This window comes from Flavobacterium sp. 25HG05S-40 (assembly GCF_052654735.1).
The window spans coordinates 2,957,279-2,980,217 of the sequence record NZ_CP199750.1; the positions used below are offsets into that span (position 1 = coordinate 2,957,279).

At 36.7% G+C, this 22,939-nt stretch carries 22 protein-coding genes; 7 read left to right on the plus strand and 15 right to left on the minus strand.

The window, feature by feature from the left end:
- From porG to ACULEU_RS12910, 3 genes are all read right to left on the minus strand, one after another.
- Positions 1–687: a type IX secretion system protein PorG gene (gene porG, locus ACULEU_RS12900; protein WP_445452973.1), complete on the minus strand. Its 687-nt coding sequence runs from the start codon at positions 685–687 to the stop codon at positions 1–3.
- Positions 688–855: 168 nt separating this feature from the next.
- Positions 856–1,737, minus strand: a complete 882-nt coding sequence (locus tag ACULEU_RS12905) for an NAD kinase (RefSeq protein WP_445452974.1) — start codon at positions 1,735–1,737, stop codon at positions 856–858.
- A 2-nt stretch (positions 1,738–1,739) separates the two neighbouring features.
- A complete protein-coding gene (locus tag ACULEU_RS12910) occupies positions 1,740–2,399 on the minus strand; it encodes an acetoin utilization protein acuB (RefSeq protein ID WP_445452975.1) in 660 nt (219 codons plus the stop codon).
- A gap of 227 nt (positions 2,400–2,626) precedes the next feature.
- On the opposite strand from ACULEU_RS12910, the gene ACULEU_RS12915 reads away from it, so the two are divergent.
- From ACULEU_RS12915 to clpX, 6 genes are all read left to right on the plus strand, one after another.
- On the plus strand, positions 2,627–3,340 hold the full coding sequence (locus ACULEU_RS12915) for a pyridoxine 5'-phosphate synthase (protein ID WP_445452976.1): 714 nt from the start codon (positions 2,627–2,629) through the stop codon (positions 3,338–3,340).
- Between the two features lie 95 nt (positions 3,341–3,435).
- A complete protein-coding gene (locus ACULEU_RS12920) occupies positions 3,436–4,203 on the plus strand; it encodes an alpha/beta fold hydrolase (RefSeq protein ID WP_445452977.1) in 768 nt (255 codons plus the stop codon).
- A gap of 21 nt (positions 4,204–4,224) precedes the next feature.
- Positions 4,225–4,569 carry a phage holin family protein gene (locus tag ACULEU_RS12925; RefSeq protein ID WP_445452978.1) on the plus strand — a complete coding sequence of 115 codons (345 nt, stop codon included), beginning with the start codon at positions 4,225–4,227 and terminating at the stop codon, positions 4,567–4,569.
- Between the two features lie 81 nt (positions 4,570–4,650).
- Entirely contained in the window at positions 4,651–5,985 is a 1,335-nt protein-coding gene (gene tig, locus ACULEU_RS12930) for a trigger factor (protein ID WP_445452979.1), read from the plus strand.
- Between the two features lie 198 nt (positions 5,986–6,183).
- On the plus strand, positions 6,184–6,870 hold the full coding sequence (gene clpP, locus ACULEU_RS12935; RefSeq protein WP_445452980.1) for an ATP-dependent Clp endopeptidase proteolytic subunit ClpP: 687 nt from the start codon (positions 6,184–6,186) through the stop codon (positions 6,868–6,870).
- Between the two features lie 71 nt (positions 6,871–6,941).
- Entirely contained in the window at positions 6,942–8,180 is a 1,239-nt protein-coding gene (clpX, locus tag ACULEU_RS12940) for an ATP-dependent Clp protease ATP-binding subunit ClpX (protein ID WP_445452981.1), read from the plus strand.
- A 37-nt stretch (positions 8,181–8,217) separates the two neighbouring features.
- On the opposite strand, the gene ACULEU_RS12945 is transcribed toward clpX, so the two are convergent.
- From ACULEU_RS12945 to ACULEU_RS12965, 5 genes are all read right to left on the minus strand, one after another.
- Complete coding sequence (locus ACULEU_RS12945; RefSeq protein ID WP_445452982.1) at positions 8,218–9,297, minus strand: serine hydrolase domain-containing protein; 1,080 nt, start codon at positions 9,295–9,297, stop codon at positions 8,218–8,220.
- 41 nt (positions 9,298–9,338) lie between these two features.
- Positions 9,339–11,552 (minus strand): TonB-dependent receptor domain-containing protein, encoded by a 2,214-nt coding sequence (locus tag ACULEU_RS12950; RefSeq protein ID WP_445452983.1) that lies wholly within the window; start codon positions 11,550–11,552, stop codon positions 9,339–9,341.
- Positions 11,553–11,654: 102 nt separating this feature from the next.
- Positions 11,655–12,542: a DMT family transporter gene (locus ACULEU_RS12955; RefSeq protein WP_445452984.1), complete on the minus strand. Its 888-nt coding sequence runs from the start codon at positions 12,540–12,542 to the stop codon at positions 11,655–11,657.
- On the minus strand, positions 12,539–12,679 hold the full coding sequence (locus tag ACULEU_RS12960) for a hypothetical protein (RefSeq protein ID WP_445452985.1): 141 nt from the start codon (positions 12,677–12,679) through the stop codon (positions 12,539–12,541). Before ACULEU_RS12960 ends, ACULEU_RS12955 begins: the two co-directional genes overlap by 4 nt.
- Positions 12,680–12,686: 7 nt before the next feature.
- Positions 12,687–14,213 carry a GH3 auxin-responsive promoter family protein gene (locus ACULEU_RS12965; protein WP_445452986.1) on the minus strand — a complete coding sequence of 509 codons (1,527 nt, stop codon included), beginning with the start codon at positions 14,211–14,213 and terminating at the stop codon, positions 12,687–12,689.
- A 101-nt stretch (positions 14,214–14,314) separates the two neighbouring features.
- Between ACULEU_RS12965 and ACULEU_RS12970 the strand changes: the two genes are divergently transcribed.
- Positions 14,315–15,109 (plus strand): DUF2797 domain-containing protein, encoded by a 795-nt coding sequence (locus ACULEU_RS12970; RefSeq protein ID WP_445452987.1) that lies wholly within the window; start codon positions 14,315–14,317, stop codon positions 15,107–15,109.
- A gap of 1 nt (position 15,110) precedes the next feature.
- Here the strand turns inward: ACULEU_RS12970 and queG are convergent, their stop codons facing one another.
- The 7 genes from queG to ACULEU_RS13005 form a co-directional block, all read right to left on the minus strand.
- Positions 15,111–16,034, minus strand: a complete 924-nt coding sequence (queG, locus tag ACULEU_RS12975; RefSeq protein ID WP_445452988.1) for a tRNA epoxyqueuosine(34) reductase QueG — start codon at positions 16,032–16,034, stop codon at positions 15,111–15,113.
- Positions 16,035–16,128: 94 nt separating this feature from the next.
- On the minus strand, positions 16,129–17,151 hold the full coding sequence (ruvB, locus tag ACULEU_RS12980; RefSeq protein WP_445452989.1) for a Holliday junction branch migration DNA helicase RuvB: 1,023 nt from the start codon (positions 17,149–17,151) through the stop codon (positions 16,129–16,131).
- A 79-nt stretch (positions 17,152–17,230) separates the two neighbouring features.
- Complete coding sequence (locus ACULEU_RS12985; protein WP_445452990.1) at positions 17,231–19,030, minus strand: cytochrome c oxidase subunit I; 1,800 nt, start codon at positions 19,028–19,030, stop codon at positions 17,231–17,233.
- Positions 19,031–19,059: 29 nt separating this feature from the next.
- On the minus strand, positions 19,060–20,238 hold the full coding sequence (locus ACULEU_RS12990; RefSeq protein WP_445452991.1) for a cytochrome c oxidase subunit II: 1,179 nt from the start codon (positions 20,236–20,238) through the stop codon (positions 19,060–19,062).
- 19 nt (positions 20,239–20,257) lie between these two features.
- Entirely contained in the window at positions 20,258–21,799 is a 1,542-nt protein-coding gene (locus ACULEU_RS12995; RefSeq protein ID WP_445452992.1) for a quinol:cytochrome C oxidoreductase, read from the minus strand.
- 27 nt (positions 21,800–21,826) lie between these two features.
- Positions 21,827–22,387, minus strand: a complete 561-nt coding sequence (locus ACULEU_RS13000; RefSeq protein WP_445452993.1) for a c-type cytochrome — start codon at positions 22,385–22,387, stop codon at positions 21,827–21,829.
- A gap of 7 nt (positions 22,388–22,394) precedes the next feature.
- Positions 22,395–22,931 carry a DUF3341 domain-containing protein gene (locus ACULEU_RS13005; protein ID WP_445452994.1) on the minus strand — a complete coding sequence of 179 codons (537 nt, stop codon included), beginning with the start codon at positions 22,929–22,931 and terminating at the stop codon, positions 22,395–22,397.
- Between the last annotated feature and the right edge of the window lie 8 nt (positions 22,932–22,939).

The window sequence follows — 22,939 nt, forward strand, 5'->3', positions numbered from 1 at the left end:
TTATTCTGCACAGTAGCAAGGTTTCTCTCCAAAAGTGTACGTTAACGTAAGCCCTGTGAATACATACCAATCTTTACTATTTAAATTACCAAATTTTAAGGGTGCTAAATTTTCATTTTTAGGCAAACTTCCATCTAAATTATCCGTGAAAGTATACCGTGTTCCTACTTCAAATCCAAGAACAAAATTTTCAAGAATATTGCCTTTTATTCCCACAATCATCGGAATCGCAATGGCGCCTTCACGGTAATCTTCTTTCGTTTCTCCGTTCAAAACATATAGTTCCTCATAAGCAAAATAAGAAAGTCCCGAATATACATAAGGCGTTATCTTTCTCTTTAAAACTTCGTGCAGATTAAAATCAAAAAAATTGAATTCTAAACCAGCTGAAAATTCTTTTATGTTGTTTTCAAAACTATAGCCTCGTTCTCGTCTTGCAGGCACTTCCGAATCTAAATCATTTCCTGTAATAGTCGACTGTGTATAGGAAAATCTGTAGGAATGTCTTGGACTTTTATTCCATTTATATAAAATTCCTATAGCCAATTTATCAGGGGAAATATAATCCGTTTTACCTACATCTCCTATATAATTGCTTCCTCCCAAAAACACACCTATTTCATGTATTTGTGCGGTTAGAATATTTTGAAATATCAAACAAAAAAATAAGACTAAAATCTTTTTCATTAAAATTGAAAATAGCGTGCAAATATAACAATTCTCAGTACTTATCTAACATGATTTTAGGATTTCTGTCAAATAAAACAAAGTGCTGAGAATTATTGGTATTAGAACCGTTTGTATTCTAAAACGTATTTTTTAGAATTGTAGTATAAAACGTCGTTGAATTTTTTGCTAATTCCGTTTATCTTCTCCCCAAAGTAGCTTGTTGCGAAGTGTTTTCAGGAAGGTCTCCTCTGGAATCTCAACCATTTTGATTTTGAAGGGTGTTTTCTTAATTAGCAACTCCGAATTATTGCTGATGGAACTGATTCTCGAATCTAAAGAAACCAAATACTGTTCTTCTCGTCCTGATACTTTTAGTTTAATTTCGGTGTCATCTGGAATCACAAGTGGTCTTGCAGTCAGATTGTGTGGAGCTATGGGCGTAATTACTAATGCTTTGACATCAGGCGTTAAAATTGGTCCGCCGCAACTTAAAGAATATCCTGTGGAACCTGTTGGCGTTGCAATAATCAATCCGTCCGCCCAATACGAATTCAGATACTCTCCATTCAGAGAAGTCTCAATCGTAATCATCGAAGTGGTGTCCTTTCGGCTTACGGTTACTTCATTCATGGCAAAATTGATTTCTACATCCGTATTGGCCAAACTACTTTCCATGGTTAAAAGTACGCGTTCCGAAATGGTGTATTTTCGCTCCAATACTATTTGAAGAAATAAGGCTATGTTTTCCTTTTGCACATTGGCTAAAAATCCGAGTCGCCCTGCATTTACTCCCAAAATCGGAATTCCCGAATCTCGCACAAAGGTTGCAGCCCTCAAAATAGTACCATCGCCACCAATGCTGATTAAAATATCGAAACTACTATCTAAATCTTTATGAGATGCAAACGTATTGTATTGTCTGCCAACAATTTTTTCTTCATACAATATCTTCAGAAAATTAGCTTCAATGACCAATTCGACATTATTACTATTGAAAAAAACAAAAATGTCTTTAATAATTGGTCGCGTATCGTTTTGATAATATTGTCCGAAGATGGCAACTTTCATAACTAGATATTAAGATATTTATCCAAGTATTCCGAGCGTTCTTTCAATGTATTCAGGTAATCATCTTCATGGTGTTCCGATATTATCTCGTAATTATACCTGCGGAACGACTGAATAATCTCATTAACACTTCCTAAGGTAGTCTTTACGGTTATCTGCACCTTTTCGGCATCTGCCTGAGAAACAAAAACACCTAATAATTTTCCGTTATTACTTTCGACTATTTGCGTGATCTGACTCATAGAATAATCCGCTACGGGTTTTTCAACCACAATGATGCCTCCACTCTCTTTAAGGAACGGCGTCTCGTTTAAAAATTTAATAACATCGGTGATTTCGTAATAACCAACATACGCATTATTTTCATCTAAAATAGGGACAATATTCGCATTATTTCTGGCGAAGACTTCCAAAACATCCAACCAAATCATAGCGTTTCTCACAAAAAAACCTTCTAAAGCATATCGGAAATCAGAAATCGGTTTTTGAGCTTCAAAAGTTTCCACATCAACCGCCGAAATACAACCGATATAAACACCATTATCCATCACAGGAAAATGGGAATAAGTAACATCAATAAAAAATTCCTGTGCTTCTGTTATTAAATCCTTATTTGAAAACGGTTTAAAATCATTATTAATATATTCTGAAAGCTGCCTCATAGTTTCTTTTCTGTTAGCGACTGCAAAATAATCAAATTTTGGGACATGAAGACTTAGTTTAACTTTGTATTTTTGTGAGAAAATTGATTTGCCACAAATGCACAATTATTTTTTTGACTATTGTGAGGTTAAGAATTTGATTTTTCAGAGGTTATAATCGAACTGCAATTATTCCAATATTTTATTTTTAAAAAGGCATTCGTGTATTCGTGGCTAAAAAAACAACTATGACAAAATTAAGCGTAAACATCAATAAAATAGCCACTTTGCGAAATGCACGCGGTGGTAATGTTCCCGATTTATTGCAAGTGGCCAAAGACATTCAGCAATTTGGCGCCCATGGAATAACCATTCACCCAAGACCAGACGAAAGACACATTCGCTATCAGGATGCACGTGATTTGAGACCCATTGTGTACACCGAATTCAATATTGAAGGGAATCCACAGCACAATTTTATCGATTTGGTTCTGGAATGTAAGCCGGAGCAAGTGACTTTGGTTCCCGATGCCATTGGTGCTATTACTTCTTCTGCTGGTTGGGACACCCTAAAAAATGAAGCCTATTTAACTGAAGTTATCGCTGAATTCAAACGTAACGGAATCCGAACTTCCATTTTTGTTGACCCAATTATGGAAATGATTGAAGGCGCTAAAAAAACAGGAACAGACCGAATCGAATTATATACCGAAGCCTTTGCCCATCAATACAGTTTAGGAAACCATAAGGCTATTGAACCTTACACACAATCGGCTCATTTAGCAAACGAATTGAACCTCGGAATCAACGCCGGGCACGATTTGAGTTTGGATAATATTAAGTTCTTTAAGGACAATATTCCAGGATTACTCGAAGTTTCCATTGGTCATGCACTGATTTCAGAAGCTTTGTATCTTAGCTTGGACAACGTAGTAAATATGTATCTCCAAAAACTAAAATGATATATGATTGTTGATTTATGAATGATGATTTATGATTTTTAAATCTGTTCTGAAATCAAAAATTTGAAATCAAAAATCTGAAATCAAAAATAACTATGCTATTACACTCCAGAATAGAAGGCGAAGGAAAGCCACTTTTAATCATTCACGGTTTTCTGGGAATGTCAGACAATTGGAAATCGTTTGGCGCTCTTTATGCTTCCGAAGGTTTTCAGGTTCACATGGTCGATTTGAGAAATCACGGAAAAAGTTTTCATTCTGACGACTTCAATTATACGGTCATGGCAAATGATGTTTTGGAATACTGCCAACACTACAATTTATCCAATATTTCCATAATCGGACATTCCATGGGCGGAAAAGTAGCCATGCTTTTTGCTACAAACTATCCCGAAATGGTTGAAAAATTAATCGTTGCCGATATTGGTCCAAAATATTACGCGCCACATCATCAGGATATCTTGGCCGGATTAAACGCCGTAGATTTCACCACAAAACCTGACAGAAGTCAAGTAGAAGAAACGCTATATCCTTTCATTCCTGATTTTGGCACAAGACAGTTTTTAATGAAAAACTTATATTGGTCGGAACCTGGACAGTTAGCTTTTCGTTTCAATCTACCAGTCTTTAATACCAAAATTGAAACTATTGGCGAAGTCTTACCCGAAGAAAATCATTTTGACAAACCCACGTTATTTATTCGCGGCGGGAATTCGAAATACATTCTAGACACCGATTTACCCGAAATAAAAAAGCATTTTCCTAACTTTGAATTAGCCACAATTCCGAATGTTGGGCATTGGCTTCACGCTGAAAACCCGAAGTCATTTTTCGAGGAAACGGCAAGGTTTTTGAGAAAATAAAATTGTTAAAATTAAAAACATATGAAATTACTATTTAGAATCCTTATCACTGCTCTTTTAGTATTAGGCTTAGCCAAAATCATGAAAGGCGTCATGGTAGACGAATTTACCACAGCCCTTACCGTTGCCATCGTTTTGGGACTACTCAACTTTTTTGTAAAGCCCATTTTGGTCTTGTTTACATTACCGGTAACCATTTTTACACTTGGCTTATTCTTATTGGTCATTAATGCCATCATGATATTACTGTGCGACCATTTTGTGGATGGTTTCCGAATCAGTTCGTTTTGGACTGCTATGCTCTTCAGTATTGTTTTATCGCTTTCACAATCTTTAGTGTATCAAATCACAGGCGACACAAAATAAGAGCGTTAAAATCAACAAAATAAAATTGGTTGGGTTGCAGAAATGTTATAATTTTGCAACCCAATTTTAGTATATATAAAAATGAATATTACAAGAAATAACGTAGATGCATTAAATGCTGTGATTACTGTAGAAGTAGCTAAAAATGATTATGCAGAAAAAGTGGATAAAGTATTAGCGGATTACCGCAAAAATGCTAGTATTCCTGGCTTCAGAAAAGGTGCTGTTCCTATGAGCTTAATCCAAAAACAATACGGAAAAGCAGTGTTGTTAGACGAAGTAAACAAATTGCTACAAGATAATTTAAACAACTATTTGGTTCAAGAAAAATTAGATATTCTTGGAAATCCGTTACCAAAAGTAACCGAAGATTTCAATTGGGATGTTGAAGATTATAAGTTCGAATTCGAATTAGGATTAGCTCCGGAATTCAGTGTTGATTTGGCCGCCAAAAATGATTTGGTTCAGTATAAAATCATTGCTGATGACAAAATGCTAAACGACCAAGTCGCACGCATCCAAAAACAATACGGAAAACTAATCGCCAAAGATACCGTTGAAGAAGGAAATGACGTTTCCGGAATCTTCGCCAACGAAGAAAAAGCCATCAACAACAGAACGACGCTGTCCTTAGACACTTTCGCCGACAAAAAAACTGCCAAAGCATTCCTAGGTAAAAAAGTAGGCGATGTCGTTACTTTAAAAACTAAAGGTTTATTTGATGACGATCACAAACTTATGGACGTTTTGGCAATAGGTCACGATGACGTTCACGGTTTAGACATCGAAGTAACCTTTACTATTGATGAAGTTGTTGGTCACGAACTGGCTACTTTAGACCAAGAATTGTTTGATAAATTATTCGGCCCAAAAGTAATTACTTCGGTAGCCGAATTGAAAGCCAAAATCAAAGAAGACGCTGAACAACAATTCACACAACAAGCGGATCAAAAATTCTTAAATGATGTAACCGAGTTCTTAATCGCCAACACGAAGTTCAATTTACCGGCTGCTTTCCTTAAAAAATGGATTCAAAACGCTGGTGAAAACCCAATGACTGCCGAAGAAGCTGAAGTAGAATACAACAAATCCGAAAACGGTTTACGTTATCAGCTAATCGAAGGAAAAGTAATGGCCGAAAATAAACTTCAACTTACTTTCGAAGAATTAAAAGACTACACCTCTGAAGTCATCAAAAGACAAATGGCACAATTTGGCCAAATGAATCCAACCGACGAAGATGTTCAAGGAATTGTTGCCCGCGTAATGTCAAATCAAGAAGAGGTAAAACGTTTATCGGAGCAGGTCATGAGCGAAAAAATGCTGAACCTTTTCAAGGATAAAGTAAAAGCCAAAACCAAAGAAGTAAGCTACGATGAATTCATCAAAGCAATGTATGGCGAATTAAAACACTAATAAGATATTTTAATTATATTTGAGCGTCAAAGTAATTTGGCGCTTTTTTGTTTAGAAGCTAATCCGGCTGTCCGCGCTACATGGTAGCTCGCTCCCATCCGGGCTAGGAATTCGGTTTACCGACACAATGTCACTTTTAAAACAAGGCACGAACTTTGACTAAAACAAACAGTAACTCATAATTCATAACTTATAAAAATGGACTACGGAAAAGACCCAAGAGCTACGCTCGAACTGGCGAAGCAATTTAAAAAATTTGCTACTAAAAAACATGGTGTAAATAGTTTGTACTACGATAAAATCGTAGGTAGCATGACGCCTTATATTATAGAAGAAAGACAATTAAACGTGTCACAATTAGACGTTTTCTCTCGTTTGATGATGGACAGAATCATCTTTATGGGAACCGGAGTTGACGACTATATGGCCAACATTATCCAAGCACAATTACTGTTTTTGGAAAGCGTTGATGCTTCCAAAGACATCCAAATCTACATCAACTCTCCAGGCGGAAGTGTGTATGCCGGTCTCGGAATTTACGACACCATGCAGTACATCAAACCTGACGTAGCTACGATCTGTACCGGAATGGCAGCGTCAATGGGTGCTGTTTTACTATGTGCCGGTGCGGCCGGAAAACGTTCGGCGTTACCTCATTCAAGAGTGATGATTCACCAACCATCAGGAGGTGCATCAGGTGTGGCAACGGACATGGAAATCAACCTGAAAGAAATGCTGAAACTGAAAGACGAATTGTACCAAATCATTTCGCATCATTCGGGACAAACATTCGACAAAGTGCATAAAGATTCAGAACGCGATTATTGGATGATTGCTGATGAAGCTAAAGAATACGGAATGATTGATGAAGTTTTAAGAAGATAAATTTGTCGAAAGTCTAAAGTCGAAGGTCAAAAGGCTTTCCGACTTTAGACTTTGGACTTTAGACTAAACGAATGGCAAAACAAGTTTTAGAATGTTCCTTTTGTGGACGAAAAAAACCAGAAACTAACCTATTGATTGCTGGAGTAAATGCGCATGTTTGCGACAGATGCATCGAGCAAGCACACGGAATAGTTATGGAAGAATTGAAGTCGGGCGGAGCATCCCTTTTGAAATCAAACGCCGATTTGATTCTGAAAAAACCAAAAGAAATAAGAGCTTTTTTGGATCAATATGTTATCGGACAAGATCAAACCAAAAAAGTGATGTCTGTTGCTGTATATAATCACTACAAAAGATTGATGCAGTTGCAACACGAGGAAGATGTTGAAATTGAAAAATCAAACATCATCATGGTTGGTCAGACCGGAACTGGGAAAACCTTAGTGGCCAAAACCATAGCCAAAATGTTGGAAGTGCCTTTGGCAATCGTAGACGCAACCGTTTTAACAGAAGCCGGTTATGTTGGTGAAGATGTCGAAAGCATTCTAACCCGATTGTTACAAGCTGCAGATTACGATTTGGCGAAAGCCGAACGCGGCATTGTATTCATTGACGAGATTGACAAGATTGCCCGTAAAAGTGACAATCCATCAATAACCCGTGATGTTTCGGGTGAAGGTGTTCAACAAGCGCTATTGAAATTATTAGAAGGAACGGTAGTCAATGTTCCCCCAAAAGGAGGCAGAAAACATCCGGACCAAAAATTTATAGAAGTCAATACCAAAGACATCTTGTTTATAGCTGGAGGTGCATTTGATGGTGTGGAGAGAATCATTTCTAAAAGGCTCAACCGTCAGGCGATTGGCTATTCTACTTCTAAAAATGCGGAAGGCATCGACAAAAATAATTTGCTGCAATATATTATTCCGAAAGACATCAAAGATTTTGGATTGATACCAGAAATTATCGGACGACTTCCTGTATTAACACACATGGATCCTTTGGATAAGGAAACGCTTCGTGCCATCTTAACCGAACCAAAGAATGCTCTAATAAAGCAATATGAAAAGCTCTTCGGAATGGATGATGTGAAATTCACTATTTCGAATGATGCCTTAGATTATATTGTAGACAAAGCGTTAGAATATAAATTAGGTGCCCGAGGATTACGCTCGCTGTGCGAAGCCATTTTGACCGATGCTATGTATGATTTACCAAGTTCGGACGACAAAGAATTACACGTAGATTTAGAATACACCCAGGACGCGTTAAGCAAGAATCTATTAAAAAGACTTGAAATAGCTTCATAAAAAATCCCCGCAATTGCGGGGATTTTTGTTTTATAAACTAGTTCTTTATAACCTCAGAATCCAGTAGTAATTTAGCTATGTTTTGGGTGATTTTTGTGGGCGAAATACAATCACAATTTGTAAATCCTATCACATAAATATCTTTAGTTGGTATATAAACGCCCATTGTTTTGAAACCAAAAATACTACCTCCATGTTCTCTTGTCTGGATTCCGTTAATCTCCCTGATATGCCACCCATATCCGTAAGCAACTTCTTCTCCATTGTTTAATTTATGCTTACTAAATACTGATATGGCACTTTCTGGACTTAACAACAGATTCTGACGCAATGCATTTTGCCACTTTAGCATATCTGTAATTGTTGACATTAAAGCTCCAGAGGAATAGGGTATACTATAATTAATTACCGTTTTATTGACATATCCACTCTCCTTCTTTTGATAGCCATAAGCTCTTCTTTTGATTATTTGTCGATCCGTTGCATAAATAGACTGAAGCATCCCAATTTTTTGAAAAATATTTTTCTCAATAAAATCTTGATAGGAATCTTTAGATATCAATTCAATCAAATATCCTAAAAGCACATATCCTGAGTTGTTGTAATCAAACTTTTCGCCTGGTGCAAAATCTACAGGTTCATTTTTAAAAAAGTCTACCATCATTTTTGGGCTCATCTCTTTTTGCGCAATTTCACGAAGTGATTTCATAGTCGTAAAATCTTTAATCCCTGAGGTATGCGTTAGTAAATGATGGATTCTTATATTATTTCCATTAGGGTAATCTGGAATAAATTTCGAAATAAAATCATTAGTATCTAACTTGCCCTGCTCTTTTAGCATCATTATGGCGACAGCAGTGAACTGTTTGGTCATCGAGCCCAATTGAAAAACATAATCATCCTCAAGATTAACATCTAATTCGAGATTGGCTTTACCAAATGCTTTTTGATATATTGGCTCGCCATTTTTAGCAATTAAAAAAACTGCCCCTGGTCCATTCTGATCTTGTATTTCATTTGTAATCAAGTCCTCTATTTTTGAATCAAGACTTTGGCCATGAATCAAATTTGTTAAACTGCTAATTACTAAAACCAACAATATAAGTGTACGTTTCATTTTTAATTTAATTAGTAAAATTTCAATTAATTAACGTCGACTTATTTCACAAATCCGCCACCGCTTTTAACTTTCTCGGTTTCGATATCTGTGTTTTCTTTTTCTATTTTTAAGTTTCCGAAATTATAGGTTAATGAAATTCGGAAGGTTCTTGAATCATTTTTCTCGTAGAATTTAGTCTGCAAATTTGTAGATGAAATTAAAGCGTTGACTTCGTTCTGATTGAAAAGATCAAACGCATGAAGTCCGATTTTAAGATTTTTATTCATGAAATCCTTACTTATCGAAATATCAAATTGCTGGATAGGCTTGGTGATTTTGTAAATTTCCCAAACGCCGTTCGCCGGTAAAATGAAATAATTCAGGTAACTCTTTACATCCCAAGGCAACATGATTTGAGCTTGTGCAGCATAATTCCATACCGGTTGCGATTTAAACGAGAAATTATAGCCTTCGGTCATGTTTTTAATATAGGCAACATTGAAAAAAATGTAGTTCATCTTATCAATATTGTTCATGCGCTTCTGAAACTCTTCTTTTCCTTTGAAGAAATAATCCAACGGAATTGGGAAATTGGCGTAAGCGGTAAACGTCTTGAATTTATCAAACTGCTGGAACGTTTGAGTACTCACTGTTTCTCCGGGTTCTGCGTTCAAAATAAATAAATTTTGATCTTTAGCTACCGTATAATTCGTACCTAATTGTACAAACTGAAATGCAGTAACCTTAAACTCAAAATTATCAAAGAATGACGGATTTAATAATAAATTCCCAGTAGACGTATTGTATTGGTCAAAATTACCACCGTTAGGATCAAGCACATAATAACTAGGTTGCGAAATTTTTCTCGAATAAGAAGCGCTAACATTGATATCTCCTGTGATTTCATACAAAGCACTGAAATTGGGGAATAGATTTTTATTCTTGAAATCGATATCTGTTCTGGTGTTATCTACAACTCCGGTTCTGTCTACATTAAAATCTTCGTAGCGTAGACCGGCGGTCAGGTTTAGTTTTTTGATTTTTTGACGCAGTTCCGCATAAAACGCCAAGTTGGTTTCTTTATAATCAAAATCGATGATATCCGTGATGGCCGAATTCAGATTGTATTTCCCCGTGTTTTCTACTTTAATCGTGTTGAATTTACCACCGGTATTGAAGGAAAGATTGATTTTTTGAAACGGAATGGCAAAGTCGTATTTCAAATAATAATTCAACAGTCCAAAATCGTTTTTGAAATTGTTAAAACTGGAAATAGTATTTTCAAGAGCATTTGTTTTAGAATCCGGGTTTTGATGAAACGTATTGGTAAATGCTGTAACGTCTAAAGTTCTACCAATTGTATCCAATTTGGTTTTAAACTGCAAACTGATTTCGTGATTACTTCCTTTTGTCTTATTCGTTCCTTTATTAACGTAGTCTGAAATTTCAGAGCCTGTTGTAATCCCATCAAATACATTTCTGTCGTTAGAAAAAGTTGTATTGTAATTGAAGAGTAGGTTTGATTTTGAAGTAAGTTTATAATTGGTTCCAAATCGAGCATAGAAATTTCTATTAGTCGTTACAGTCAATCTATCTTGATCGATAAATTTATCCGGATCAAAAGAAGTAAAAGTTTGTCCGTTTTTAGAACGCTGTTCTCTTTCGATATAATTGTAACCAATCATCGTCTGCCAACTCAGGTTTTTCTCTTTTCCGTTCAGCAAAATTTGCGGACTTGGCTTTTGGTATTTATTAAAATTATAGTTGATGTTAAAGCTAGCGTTAATACCTTTCATTCTTTTGGAACTGGTAACCAAATTGATGATGGAACCACTCGCATTAGCATCAAAAGCAGCGCCTGGATTGTAGATTAATTCGACTTTTTCGATAGCATTTGCCGGAAGTGAGGAAAGATAATTTTCTAAATCGTTCCCGCTTAAAGTACTAGGAGCACCATCAATATAAATAGTAACACCTTTTCCGTTTAACGACAAACCACCTGTTGGAGAAGCAATTACTCCGGGTAATTTTTTTACAGCATCATAAGCATTACCTGTGCCCAACATGGGATTGTCTTTAACGGCAACCGTAGTTTTGTCGGATTCGATTTTGATGAATTTTTTTTGCTGCGTTAGGGTAAGTTCTTTCAGCTCGTTGACTTTAGGAGTTTTGGTTGTATCCTGTACAGTCTGATTCGGTTGGTCTTTAGGCGTTTCTTGCGCAAAAGTGCTTCCTGCTGCCAAAAGAAGAGCAGCCATAAATAGTGATTTCATTAGATTGATTTTATTCCGAAACACTTCAAAAGGCTTTGCTTTGCTTCGGGTTGATTGATGATTTTAATAAGACTTTAACACAAATGTTTTGTTACAGTAAAACTAAATTTTATTTTGCTTTTTATAATTCACAACCACTACACCACTTATTATAAGTATGGTAGCTGTAATAATGCGGCTTGTAATTACTTCATCTAGAATCAACCAACCTAAAAATAATGCTACTACTAAATTGATATAAGACAAGACTACAACTTTTGTAGAAGGCAATTGTGTTAACAAGTAGCTAAAGGCAACATAACCTACAACCGAACCAAATAATGCTAGATAAATCAGGGCAAAAATACTTTGTGCGCTCCATCTGGAAACCGAAACATCTGGCGTAAGATAAAATTGAATTGACGTTAAAATAACTCCGGCAATCAACATTTGAACGCAAATATTCATCAACATTGTCAACGAATTTTCGCTTCCTCGTTTCATGAGTAAGGTACCAACAGACCATGCAAGAATAGCAAGCAGTAAGGCGTAAATTCCGTGTCGGTATTCCGGAATCAACAAATCGGTTAAACTAGTTTGGTAGATTAAGAATATGCCTAACATTCCTAAAAAGATTCCCAGAATTGTTTTGACGGATAGTTTTTCGTAACCCATCGTCAAATTCAGAATTAGCACACAAAATGGTGTAAGTGTAGAAATCAATGATGCCAATCCGCTTGTGATATACTTTTCGGCATACGTAGTCAATCCGTTTGCTAAAACAATCATTAATATCGCCAAGATGAAGGAACGCAACAACTGTCTTAGGCTTACTTTTTCAAGCTTCTTTTGAAATAGTAAATAACAAAAAATGATACTTCCCGAAATTAAATTTCGTATTCCTGCCAAAATAAACGGCGGTATGGTTTCGACACCAATGCGAATGCCCAAAAACGTGGTTCCCCAAAAGAACGCTACGCAAAATAGCGCGAGGTAAAGTTTCGTTTTCAAACAATGGCTTTGTTTACGAACATTTTTTCTTTAGGAATTTCTACCAGACAACGTCTTCCAGGACCGCATTGCATGCGACGTGGTCCACAAGAAACCAAAAAACCCATAAGTAAAAGTAAGGCAACTATTTTTCTCATGTAATTGTTATTTTGAGATGGTTTCATTCATATGCTTCAATTGCTCTAGGTATTCTCTTCCGTTGGAAAGCCTTGGGATCTTGTGTTGACCTCCCAATTTGTCATTATCCTTAAGCCAGTCGTAAAATAAATTTTCCCTAGCCACATTTACCGATAATTGATTTAATGTCATGTTATTGTAGCGTTTGGCTTCGTAATCAGAGTTTAGGGTTTGTAGATTTTCATCTAATGCTTTTTGGAACAACTGAATATCATCGGGATAATTCATAAACTCAATCATCCATTCGTGTGCCCCTTTTTCCTTACCTTTCATAAAAATCGGCGCTACAGTATAATCTTTGACTTCGCAATGCAAATCCTTACAGGTTTTAGCCAAAGCCATATCTGTGTTTTCCACCACTAACTCTTCACCAAAAACATTGATATAATGTTTGGTTCTTCCGGAAACCCGAATTCGATAAGGAGAAAGTGACGTAAATCGTACTGTATCTCCGATGAGATAGCGCCAAAGTCCGGCATTGGTGGTAATCACAACGGCATAATTCTTAAACAACTCTACATCAGCCAAGCGAATTACTTTTTGGTTTTCGGTTCCAAAAGTATCCATCGGAATGAACTCATAGAAGATGCCGTAATCGAGCATCAGCAATAAATCATTAGAATAATTCAAATCCTGAATAGCAAAAAAGCCTTCAGAAGCATTGTAGATTTCGTAATATTTAAAATTGGAATGCGGTAAAATCTTTTTGTATTGTTCGCGATAAGGCTCAAAACTTACGCCACCATGAAAATAGACTTCGAGGTTAGGCCATATTTCCATTAGAGTGTCTTTCCCGGTTTCCGACATGATTCGGTTGAGCAACACCAACATCCACGAAGGAACTCCGGCGAAACTGGTAACATTTTCATTCTTGGTTTCGTTGATAATGGCGGTTAGCTTGGCTTCCCATTCGCTCATCAATGAAATTTTATTGCTGGGTGTACTACTGAATTCGGCCCAAATGGGCATATTTTCGATTAGAATTGCAGATAAATCTCCAAAATAGGTATTGTTGTTTTCGTAAATCTGAGAGCTACCTCCAAGACGAAGACTTTTCCCCAAAAACATTTCGGAATTCTCATTATTGTTCAGATACATGCACAACAAATCTTTGCTGCCTTTGTAATGACAGTCTTCCAGGGCTTCGTTGCTAACGGGTATAAACTTACTTTTGGCATTGGTTGTTCCGCTCGATTTGGCGAACCATTTTATGGGCGTATTCCAAAAAACATTTTGTGCCCCTTTGCGCGTAAGCTCTATCATCGGCTCCAAATCTTCATAACTCGAAACGGGAACTCTTTCTGCAAACGTTTTATACGATTTGATGCTTGAAAAGTCATATTTCTGCCCAATAACCGTTTCTTCTGATGACCGAATAAGGTTCATCATCAGTTCTTCCTGAACTTCATGCGGATATTTTAGAAACAATTCAATTTGATGAATCCGTTGTTTCAAAACCCACGAAGCGATAGAATTTATTAAAGGGATTGGCATTTTTAGAATTGGGAATTATGAATTACGAATTAGGAATGATAACTTTACGCTAAAATAGGAATTAAATCCTAAATCCTCATTCCTAAATCCTAAATAAAAAGATGACTTACGAAGGTGTATTAACAAAGATGCAAACCGAATTCTCTAATCCGATTCAGTATTATCTGGTTTTTGAGAATAGTTTTTTGAGTTTAAATCAATTGTTGGGCAAGCCGATGGAAATCAGTTTTCTGGGGTATCAATGTTTAAATTGTGGTAAAAAGAAAAAGATTTTCCGTCAGGGATTTTGTTATGATTGCTTTATGAGTTCGGCTGCTGCGGGTGATTGGATTATGAAACCCGAATTAAGTACGGCACATTTAGACATTGAAGACCGGGATTTAGAGTACGAAAAGCGCGTGCAATTGCAACCTCATATTGTGTATTTGGCCTTATCTAGTGAGGTAAAAGTTGGGGTAACCCGAGGCACTCAAGTACCCACGCGATGGATTGACCAAGGAGCAGTACAAGCGATACCGATTGTGGAAGTTCCGAATCGCTATTTGGCCGGAATTACGGAAGTGGCGCTGAAAAACCATTATGCTGATAAAACCAATTGGCAAAAAATGCTTAAAAATGAGGTTCCTCAAGTAGATTTGCTCCAAGAAAAAGCATCTTTAAAATACTTGATTCCGAAAGAGGTTCAAGAATTTTATCATGTTGACAAAACCGATTTGTTCGAAATTCACTACCCTGTTTTGCAGTATCCGTCGAAAGTGACTAGTTTGAGTTTAGATAAAACTCCAAATTTTCAAGGGAAACTCAATGGTATCAAAGGACAATATTTACTATTTGAAGATGGCACCGTTTTTAATGTTCGGACTTTTGAGGGGTATGTTGTCAAGATAACTGTTTAACTTATCGCAGGAATTTAATATTACGCGCTAAGCCTTCCATTTTAGTTCGCTTTACGGCCGAGTTTTGAAAGACTTTTTTGAAGGTGTCTTCGGTAATTTCCTCCCAGTCTTTTTTGGTAAAAGACAGTATTTCGGGATTGGGATTAAAGAGCGGTTCACTATGCGGTTTTGAGAAACGATTCCACGGACAAACGTCCTGACAGACATCACAACCAAACATCCAATCGTCCATTTTTCCTTTCATTTCCATCGGAATGTTTTCCTTGAGTTCGATGGTGAAATAGGAAATGCATTTGCTTCCATCAACGACATACGGGGCGACAATAGCTTCCGTCGGACAAGCATCAATACACGCTGTGCAGGTACCGCAATGATCGGTTGTAGCGTGGTCATAATCCAAAGTTAAATCGACTATCAATTCGGCAATAAAGTAAAACGAGCCTACTTGCTGCGTTAATAAATTACTGTTTTTGCCAATCCAGCCCAAGCCGCTTTTGGCAGCCCAAGCTTTATCCAAAACCGGTGCCGAATCAACAAAAGCTCTTCCTGAAACTTCTCCAATATCGGTTTGGATGGTGTGTAACAGTTCTTTTAGTTTGTCCTTAATGACAAAATGATAATCCTGACCGTAAGCATATTTAGAAATCTTATAACTCTCTTGATTTTGTTCTTCTGACGGATAATAATTCAGCAATAAAGAAATGACGCTTTTAGCATCATCGACGAGCAAAGTTGGATTTAGGCGTTTGTCAAAATGATTCTCCATGTATTTCATTTCGCCATGCTGATTATTATTCAGCCAAGTCTCCAATCGTGGTGCTTCTTCTTCTAAAAATCCAGCTTTTGATATGCCGCATGACAAAAAACCGAGGCGTTTGGCTTCGTTTTTAATGAGATGGGTGTATTTTTCTTTGTTGGAATTCATATTGCATTAGGGATTGGAGCTAAATACCATGTATTGCGGAAAGCCCGACCCGAAGGGACAAGAGGCTAAGGCCGACTGCCCGAAGGGAAATGCCCTAAAAAAGTCCTCCCTGAATATTGGTTTTGATTTTGCCAAGATGTTTATAGGCTTTTTCGGTCACCTCTCTGCCACGAGGGGTTCTCATTATAAAACCCTCCTGAATTAAAAAGGGCTCATAAACTTCCTCTATAGTTTCGCCACTTTCGGAAACTGCCGTTGCTAAGGTTGACAGTCCAACAGGGCCACCTTTAAATTTATCAATTATGGTTAGTAAGATTTTATTGTCCATTTCGTCTAAGCCATGAGCATCCACATGCAAAGCCTTTAAAGAGAAGCGAGCAATTTCAATGTCTATCTTACCATTTCCTTTGATTTGAGCAAAATCGCGAACTCGACGTAATAAGGCATTGGCGATACGAGGCGTACCTCTACTTCTTCCGGCTATTTCAATCGCGGCTTCCATAGTTATGGGCATTTTTAAGATGCTGGAACTACGTTGCACAATAGTCGTTAAAAGTTCGGTGTTATAATATTGTAGTCTGCTTTGAATACCGAAACGTGCGCGCATTGGCGCTGTTAATAATCCGGAACGAGTCGTCGCTCCAACAAGTGTAAACGGATTCAAATTGATTTGCACCGTTCTTGCATTAGGTCCGGATTCAATCATAATATCAATTTTGAAATCCTCCATGGCCGAGTATAGATACTCTTCGACAATTGGACTTAAACGATGGATTTCGTCTATAAAAAGAACATCTCTTTCTTCCAGATTCGTTAGTAGACCCGCTAAATCGCCTGGTTTATCCAATACTGGACCCGAAGTAATTTTGATACCAACACCTAATTCATTGGCTAAGATATTGGCTAAAGTTGTTTTCCCTAATCCCGGAGGACCGTGGAAAAGAGTATGATCTAGCGCTTCATCTCTTTGATTGGCAGCTTCTACGAACACTTTAAGATTATCCAAGACTTGATCCTGTCCCGTAAAATCATCGAAGGATAAGGGACGTAATCTTTTTTCAAGATCAAGTTCTTCAGAATTAAAATTAGCATTGGTTGGATTGAGATTCTCGTTCATATTACAAATATAACAAAGTTGTAAGCAAATAAAAATGCCTTTCTTATAAGAAAGGCATTAGTTATATTCTAATTGAAGATTAATGGTGTAATTGTTCTTCACCTGGCTTCATCGGAACATTTTGAGGCACAAAGTCATCGTCATGTCCTGGTTTGCTGTAATCATAAGGCCATCTATACACATGAGGAATTTCTCCTGGCCAGTTACCGTGCATATGTTCTACTGGTGCAGTCCATTCTAAAGTATTGGATTTCCATGGATTTTGAACAGAACGTTTTCCGTAGAAAATACTACTAAAGAAGTTATATAAGAATACTAATTGAAATGCTCCCCCAACTAATGCAAACACCGTTATAATAACATTTACATTTTGTAAATCGTCGAACAATGGGAAGTTTGTGTTGGTGTAATATCGTCTTGGTAACCCAGCCATACCAATAAAGTGCATTGGGAAGAAAACTCCATAAGCACTTACTGCCGTAACCCAGAAATGAATATATCCTAAGTTTTTGTTCATCATTCTTCCAAACATTTTTGGGAACCAATGATAAATACCTGCAAACATTCCGTAAAGGGCAGAAATACCCATTACTAAGTGGAAGTGCGCTACTACGAAGTACGTATCGTGAACGTTAATATCTAATGTACTATCTCCTAAAATAATTCCGGTTAATCCACCAGTAATAAATGTAGAAACTAATCCGATAGAAAATAACATCGCTGGATTTAACTGCAAATTACCTTTCCATAACGTAGTGATATAGTTAAATGCTTTTACTGCGGATGGAATTGCAATCAATAAGGTTGTAAAGGTAAATACGGAACCAAGGAATGGATTCATTCCCGAGATAAACATGTGGTGACCCCAAACAATAGTTGACAAGAAGGCAATAGCAATAATTGACATAACCATGGCTCTGTAACCAAAGATTGGTTTACGAGAATTGGTAGCAATCACCTCAGAAGTTATACCTAAGGCTGGTAATAATATAATGTATACTTCAGGATGCCCTAAGAACCAAAATAAATGTTCAAACAGTACCGGAGAACCACCTTGGTAATGCAATACTTCTCCAGCGATATAGATATCAGATAGGAAGAAAGAAGTTCCAAAGCTTCTATCCATGATTAACATTAAAGCTGCAGATAATAACACTGGGAATGAAATAACCCCAATGATTGCCGTGATAAAGAAAGCCCAAATCGTTAACGGCAACCTTGTCATAGACATACCCGTAGTTCGTAAATTAATAACCGTAACGATATAATTCAAAGAACCTAACAACGAAGCCGCAATAAATATAGCCATGGATACTAACCAAAGCGTCATCCCAGTACCTGAACCAGAAATTGCTTGTGGTAATGCACTCAAGGGAGGATAAATAGTCCATCCTGCACTAGCAGGCCCTGATTCTACGAATAAAGAACTTACCATAACTACGCTTGATAAGAAAAATAACCAGTAGGAAATCATGTTCAATAATCCTGAGGCCATATCACGAGCGCCAATTTGTAAAGGAATTAAAAGATTACTAAACGTACCGCTCAATGCAGCCGTTAACACAAAGAATACCATTATGGTACCATGAATGGTTATTAAGGAAAGATAAGCCTCATTTGTCATAACCCCTCCTGGAGCCATTTTTTCACCTAGAAAAAAACTAAAGACTTTAAATGATTCTTCTGGCCAAGCCAATTGCATTCTGAAAAGCAAAGACATACCTACCCCTATAACACCCATGATTATACCCGTAAGTAGATATTGTTTGGCAATCATTTTGTGGTCAATACTAAAAATATATTTAGTTATGAACGTGTCTTTATGGTGGTGTTCGTGTTCGTCGTGACCGTGATCGTGGTTGTGAACTTCTGCTGACATATTAGGTTAACTTTTAAATTTTATAAATATTACATTCCTGCTTGAGCAACTACAGTAGTGTCTTTACTTTTTATGGAAGATGAATCTTTTGCTTGGGATGGATTCTCTGATGCCTTAGCTTCTGCAGCAGCATTCTTAACAGCTTGAACAATAGTTTTAGCTGAATTTTCTTTTAACCATGCTTGATATTCTTCAGGTGTATCTACAACAATTTTCATTTGCATGTTGTAGTGGGAAGAACCGCAGATTTTATTACACAATAATAAGAAATCAAAAGTGTAAGGATCAAGAGCAGCCTCACCTTTAGCAACTAGTGCAGCACTTTTCTTTGCTCTGATGTTATTGATATTAGCAACTTTTTCAACCATTGCCGGTTTATCCCTCATCTCAGCAGTAGTTACTGATGGAATAAATGAGAATTGCGTAACCATTCCAGGAACACAGTTCATTTGCGCTCTAAAATGAGGCATATAAGCGGAGTGCAATACATCTTGTGAACGCATTTTAAAGATAATCCTCTTCCCTTTTGGAATATGAAGTTCCGCTGAATTAAAATCGTCTTGTGCATTTGGATCTGATAAATCAACACCTAAATTATTTACCCCTTCAATATACCTAACATTCGCCTTTCCTAGTACATGATCGGCCCCAGAATAACGGGCTTCCCATTTAAATTGTTGTGCATATAATTCGATAACAATGGCATCTTTTTCATCTTTTTCATCAACAAACATAATGTTTGTCCATGCGTATAATCCATAAAGAATTAAAACTGCCAATACGATAGCCGGAATAATACTCCATATAAATTCTAACTTATTACTATCTGCAAAATACAATGCTTTTTGCCCCTGTTTACCTCTATATTTGAAAGCAAAGTAGTGCAATAAAGCTTGAGTGATTGTTTGCACAGCTAAAATAAGAACCATGCTAATCATCATAAGATTATCGACTTCCGGCCCGTGTTCTGACGCAGAGTCTCCAATCAAAGGAAAATGGCCATAGTTTACAAGACAAAAAATAGTAGTCAAATAAATGAATACCAAAAAGCCAAACATCAAGTAACCGTTAACTTTATTATCATTATCATTCGCGACTTGAGCTGAATTAACTTGAACGCCCACTTGAGTCAGGTCAAATATCTTAGTTAACTGCCACACGGCCACTGCCAATAAAACTACAACTATAAGTACCAAAAGAGTTGTCATTTGTAATTTACTTTAAATATTAATAATGAAAATGTTTACTTTCTTCAATGAAAGGATTTCGTTTAGGGAGCAACGGTGCTTTTGTTAAGGCACTGAAAACCACGAAAATGAACAATCCTAAGAAAAATAATAATGATGAAATTTCTGGTATTCCAATAAACCATCTGTCGCCTACTGTTCCTGGCATTATCATATTGAAGAAATCAACATAATGTCCGATTAAGATAATTACACCAGCCATTACAATAATCCAATAGATTCGTTTGAAATCGGTATTGATTAAAAGCAAAATTGGGAAAATAAAATTCAGTACAAAGGCACCCCAGAACGTAATCCCGTAAACATTAATTCTGGTTACGAAGTATGTTACTTCTTCCGGAATGTTAGCATACCAAATCAGCATATATTGAGAGAACCATAAGTACGTCCAGAATACACTGATACCAAACATGAATTTTGATAAATCGTGAATATGGCTTGAATTTACATTTTCTAAATATCCTTTAGATTTTAAATATAAGGTTACCATTTGAATAACAGTAATACCGCTTACAAAGAAGCTGGCAAATACATACCATCCGAAAAGTGTACTGAACCAGTGTGCATCAACAGACATAATCCAATCCCATGACATGATTGACTCAGAAACAATAAAGAACACTAAGAATGCCGCAGACATTTTGAAATTCTTTTTGTAATAACTGTTATCATTAGACTCATCTTGTGCTAAACAGTTTTTTCTTGAATAATGTCTGTATAAATTCCAAACAGTCAAAAACAATATCGCTCTTATAATCCAAAATGGAAAGTTTAGATATCCTGATTTTCCAGCAATTATGGCATCATAATTTTCGTGCCCTTTCTCAGTTATTCCTTCAGTCATCCACGAGAATAAATGATTCATATGAAAACCTGAAGCCAATAATAGAATAAAGAAAATGATAGAGCCAGGTAACAAGTAAGAAGTTACACCTTGCATTACTCTAAATAATACAGGAGACCATCCTGCCTGAGCTACTTGTTGAATGGCATAGAAAGCCAAAGCTCCCATTGTAATCAACATGAAGAAAATACAAGCAACATACAAAGCTGCCCATGGTTTGTTTTGTAATTGATGTAAAACATGTTCAATATGTTCCGCGTGATCATCAGCGTGTGCTTCTGAATGAGCAGTAGTATGTGCCGCTCCTTTTTCTGCGTGAGTATCATCCTTAGTAGTTTCATGTGCTATTGCAACTGATGTACTATCTTTAGCAATTGTATCGTGAGTTACAGCAGCCTCTTCATGATTTGCTACAACTGAATCAACAGCTTTTTTACCTGCCTCTTCATGTGCTGGAGTTTCTTCATGGTTCGCTTCATCATGTTTAGCTTCTGCTTCGTGATGTCCTGCTGCAGCTTCATGTCCACCTCCATGATGTGCTTCTTCTTCGGCTTTCAAAATTGCCTCAACATCCTGAGCAGTTTTTGGTGCAGTTAAAAAACCATAACCTATCCCAAGGATACCAACGATCATAAGGACAAAAGAAAAGGTTCTTAATTTACTTGAAAATGTATACATATCTATAACAATCTGTTTGTTCTACAATTATAATTTACTTTTGAGTTCAAGAACATAAGCAGCAACCATCCAACGCTCTTCTTGACTCAATTGATTTGAATAAGAACCCATTGAATTTAAACCATATGTTTGAACGTGGAAAATGCTTCCTATTGAAACTTGTCTGTCGGCATAACTTGGTACCCCTAAGAATTTCTCTTGTGTTACCAATTTTCCTTTACCATCTCCGGCAGTACCATGGCAAATCCCACAATAAATAACATACAGTTCCTCAGCTTTTTTCATGTCAATTGCTTTACCATCTAATGGAGAAGTGACAACTGTTTTTGAAAAATTATAACCTTCCGTTGTATTTGGAATATCATACGCAACGAAACCTCTTTTTGCAGTACCCGCAGGAGGAAGTTGACCTTCCTTGCCTTTTAATCCGGTTGGAGAATTGAAAGCATCAGATTCCGAATAAGTTTCATAACCTACCGATTCGTACATGTTTGGCATGTATTGGTAATTAGGCTTCAAATCATTTTTACAAGATGATAAGGAAACAATGATACCTAATACAAATGCTGTTTTAAATAAACTTTTCATATCTAAATTAATGCTTATCAATTACTTTAACTTCAACTGCTCCAGTTCCTTCAAAGAACTTAACCAATTCTTCTTCATTATTGTTAACCGAAACTTCCATTAAGAAATGGTCATCTGTAGTTCTTAAATCTGGATTTTCAGCTTTTTTGAATGGCCATAATCTACTTCTCATGTAGAAAGTGATTACCATTAAGTGAGCTGCATGAAAAACGGTCATCTCAAACATTACCGGAACGAAAGCTGGCATATTTTGAAGATAACTAAAACTAGGTTTTCCACCTATATCCTGAGGCCATCCACCATCAGGATTGATCATGATATTCCACATCATCCAAGTTGCAAAACACAATCCGTAACATCCATAGATGAACGCACATATTGCTAATCGGGTTGGTGGAAGTCCCATAGCCTTATCTAGCCCGTGAACAGGGAAAGGTGTAAAAACTTCTTCAATATGATGATGCGCAGCTCTAGTCTTATGAACTGCATCCATTAAGATATCATCATCATTATATATTGCGTGTATGACTTTAGTACTACTCATTGTAATTC

What these genes read in the sequence shown, in the direction of transcription:
- porG (WP_445452973.1), bottom strand. Translation starts at nt 687, where the DNA reads ATGAAAAAGATTTTAGTCTTATTTTTTTGTTTGATATTTCAAAATATT.
- ACULEU_RS12905 (WP_445452974.1), bottom strand. Translation starts at nt 1,737, where the DNA reads ATGAAAGTTGCCATCTTCGGACAATATTATCAAAACGATACGCGACCA.
- ACULEU_RS12910 (WP_445452975.1), bottom strand. Translation starts at nt 2,399, where the DNA reads ATGAGGCAGCTTTCAGAATATATTAATAATGATTTTAAACCGTTTTCA.
- ACULEU_RS12915 (WP_445452976.1), top strand. Translation starts at nt 2,627, where the DNA reads ATGACAAAATTAAGCGTAAACATCAATAAAATAGCCACTTTGCGAAAT.
- ACULEU_RS12920 (WP_445452977.1), top strand. Translation starts at nt 3,436, where the DNA reads ATGCTATTACACTCCAGAATAGAAGGCGAAGGAAAGCCACTTTTAATC.
- ACULEU_RS12925 (WP_445452978.1), top strand. Translation starts at nt 4,225, where the DNA reads ATGAAATTACTATTTAGAATCCTTATCACTGCTCTTTTAGTATTAGGC.
- tig (WP_445452979.1), top strand. Translation starts at nt 4,651, where the DNA reads ATGAATATTACAAGAAATAACGTAGATGCATTAAATGCTGTGATTACT.
- clpP (WP_445452980.1), top strand. Translation starts at nt 6,184, where the DNA reads ATGGACTACGGAAAAGACCCAAGAGCTACGCTCGAACTGGCGAAGCAA.
- clpX (WP_445452981.1), top strand. Translation starts at nt 6,942, where the DNA reads ATGGCAAAACAAGTTTTAGAATGTTCCTTTTGTGGACGAAAAAAACCA.
- ACULEU_RS12945 (WP_445452982.1), bottom strand. Translation starts at nt 9,297, where the DNA reads ATGAAACGTACACTTATATTGTTGGTTTTAGTAATTAGCAGTTTAACA.
- ACULEU_RS12950 (WP_445452983.1), bottom strand. Translation starts at nt 11,552, where the DNA reads ATGAAATCACTATTTATGGCTGCTCTTCTTTTGGCAGCAGGAAGCACT.
- ACULEU_RS12960 (WP_445452985.1), bottom strand. Translation starts at nt 12,679, where the DNA reads ATGAGAAAAATAGTTGCCTTACTTTTACTTATGGGTTTTTTGGTTTCT.
- ACULEU_RS12965 (WP_445452986.1), bottom strand. Translation starts at nt 14,213, where the DNA reads ATGCCAATCCCTTTAATAAATTCTATCGCTTCGTGGGTTTTGAAACAA.
- ACULEU_RS12970 (WP_445452987.1), top strand. Translation starts at nt 14,315, where the DNA reads ATGACTTACGAAGGTGTATTAACAAAGATGCAAACCGAATTCTCTAAT.
- queG (WP_445452988.1), bottom strand. Translation starts at nt 16,034, where the DNA reads ATGAATTCCAACAAAGAAAAATACACCCATCTCATTAAAAACGAAGCC.
- ruvB (WP_445452989.1), bottom strand. Translation starts at nt 17,151, where the DNA reads ATGAACGAGAATCTCAATCCAACCAATGCTAATTTTAATTCTGAAGAA.
- ACULEU_RS12985 (WP_445452990.1), bottom strand. Translation starts at nt 19,030, where the DNA reads ATGTCAGCAGAAGTTCACAACCACGATCACGGTCACGACGAACACGAA.
- ACULEU_RS12990 (WP_445452991.1), bottom strand. Translation starts at nt 20,238, where the DNA reads ATGACAACTCTTTTGGTACTTATAGTTGTAGTTTTATTGGCAGTGGCC.
- ACULEU_RS12995 (WP_445452992.1), bottom strand. Translation starts at nt 21,799, where the DNA reads ATGTATACATTTTCAAGTAAATTAAGAACCTTTTCTTTTGTCCTTATG.
- ACULEU_RS13000 (WP_445452993.1), bottom strand. Translation starts at nt 22,387, where the DNA reads ATGAAAAGTTTATTTAAAACAGCATTTGTATTAGGTATCATTGTTTCC.
- ACULEU_RS13005 (WP_445452994.1), bottom strand. Translation starts at nt 22,931, where the DNA reads ATGAGTAGTACTAAAGTCATACACGCAATATATAATGATGATGATATC.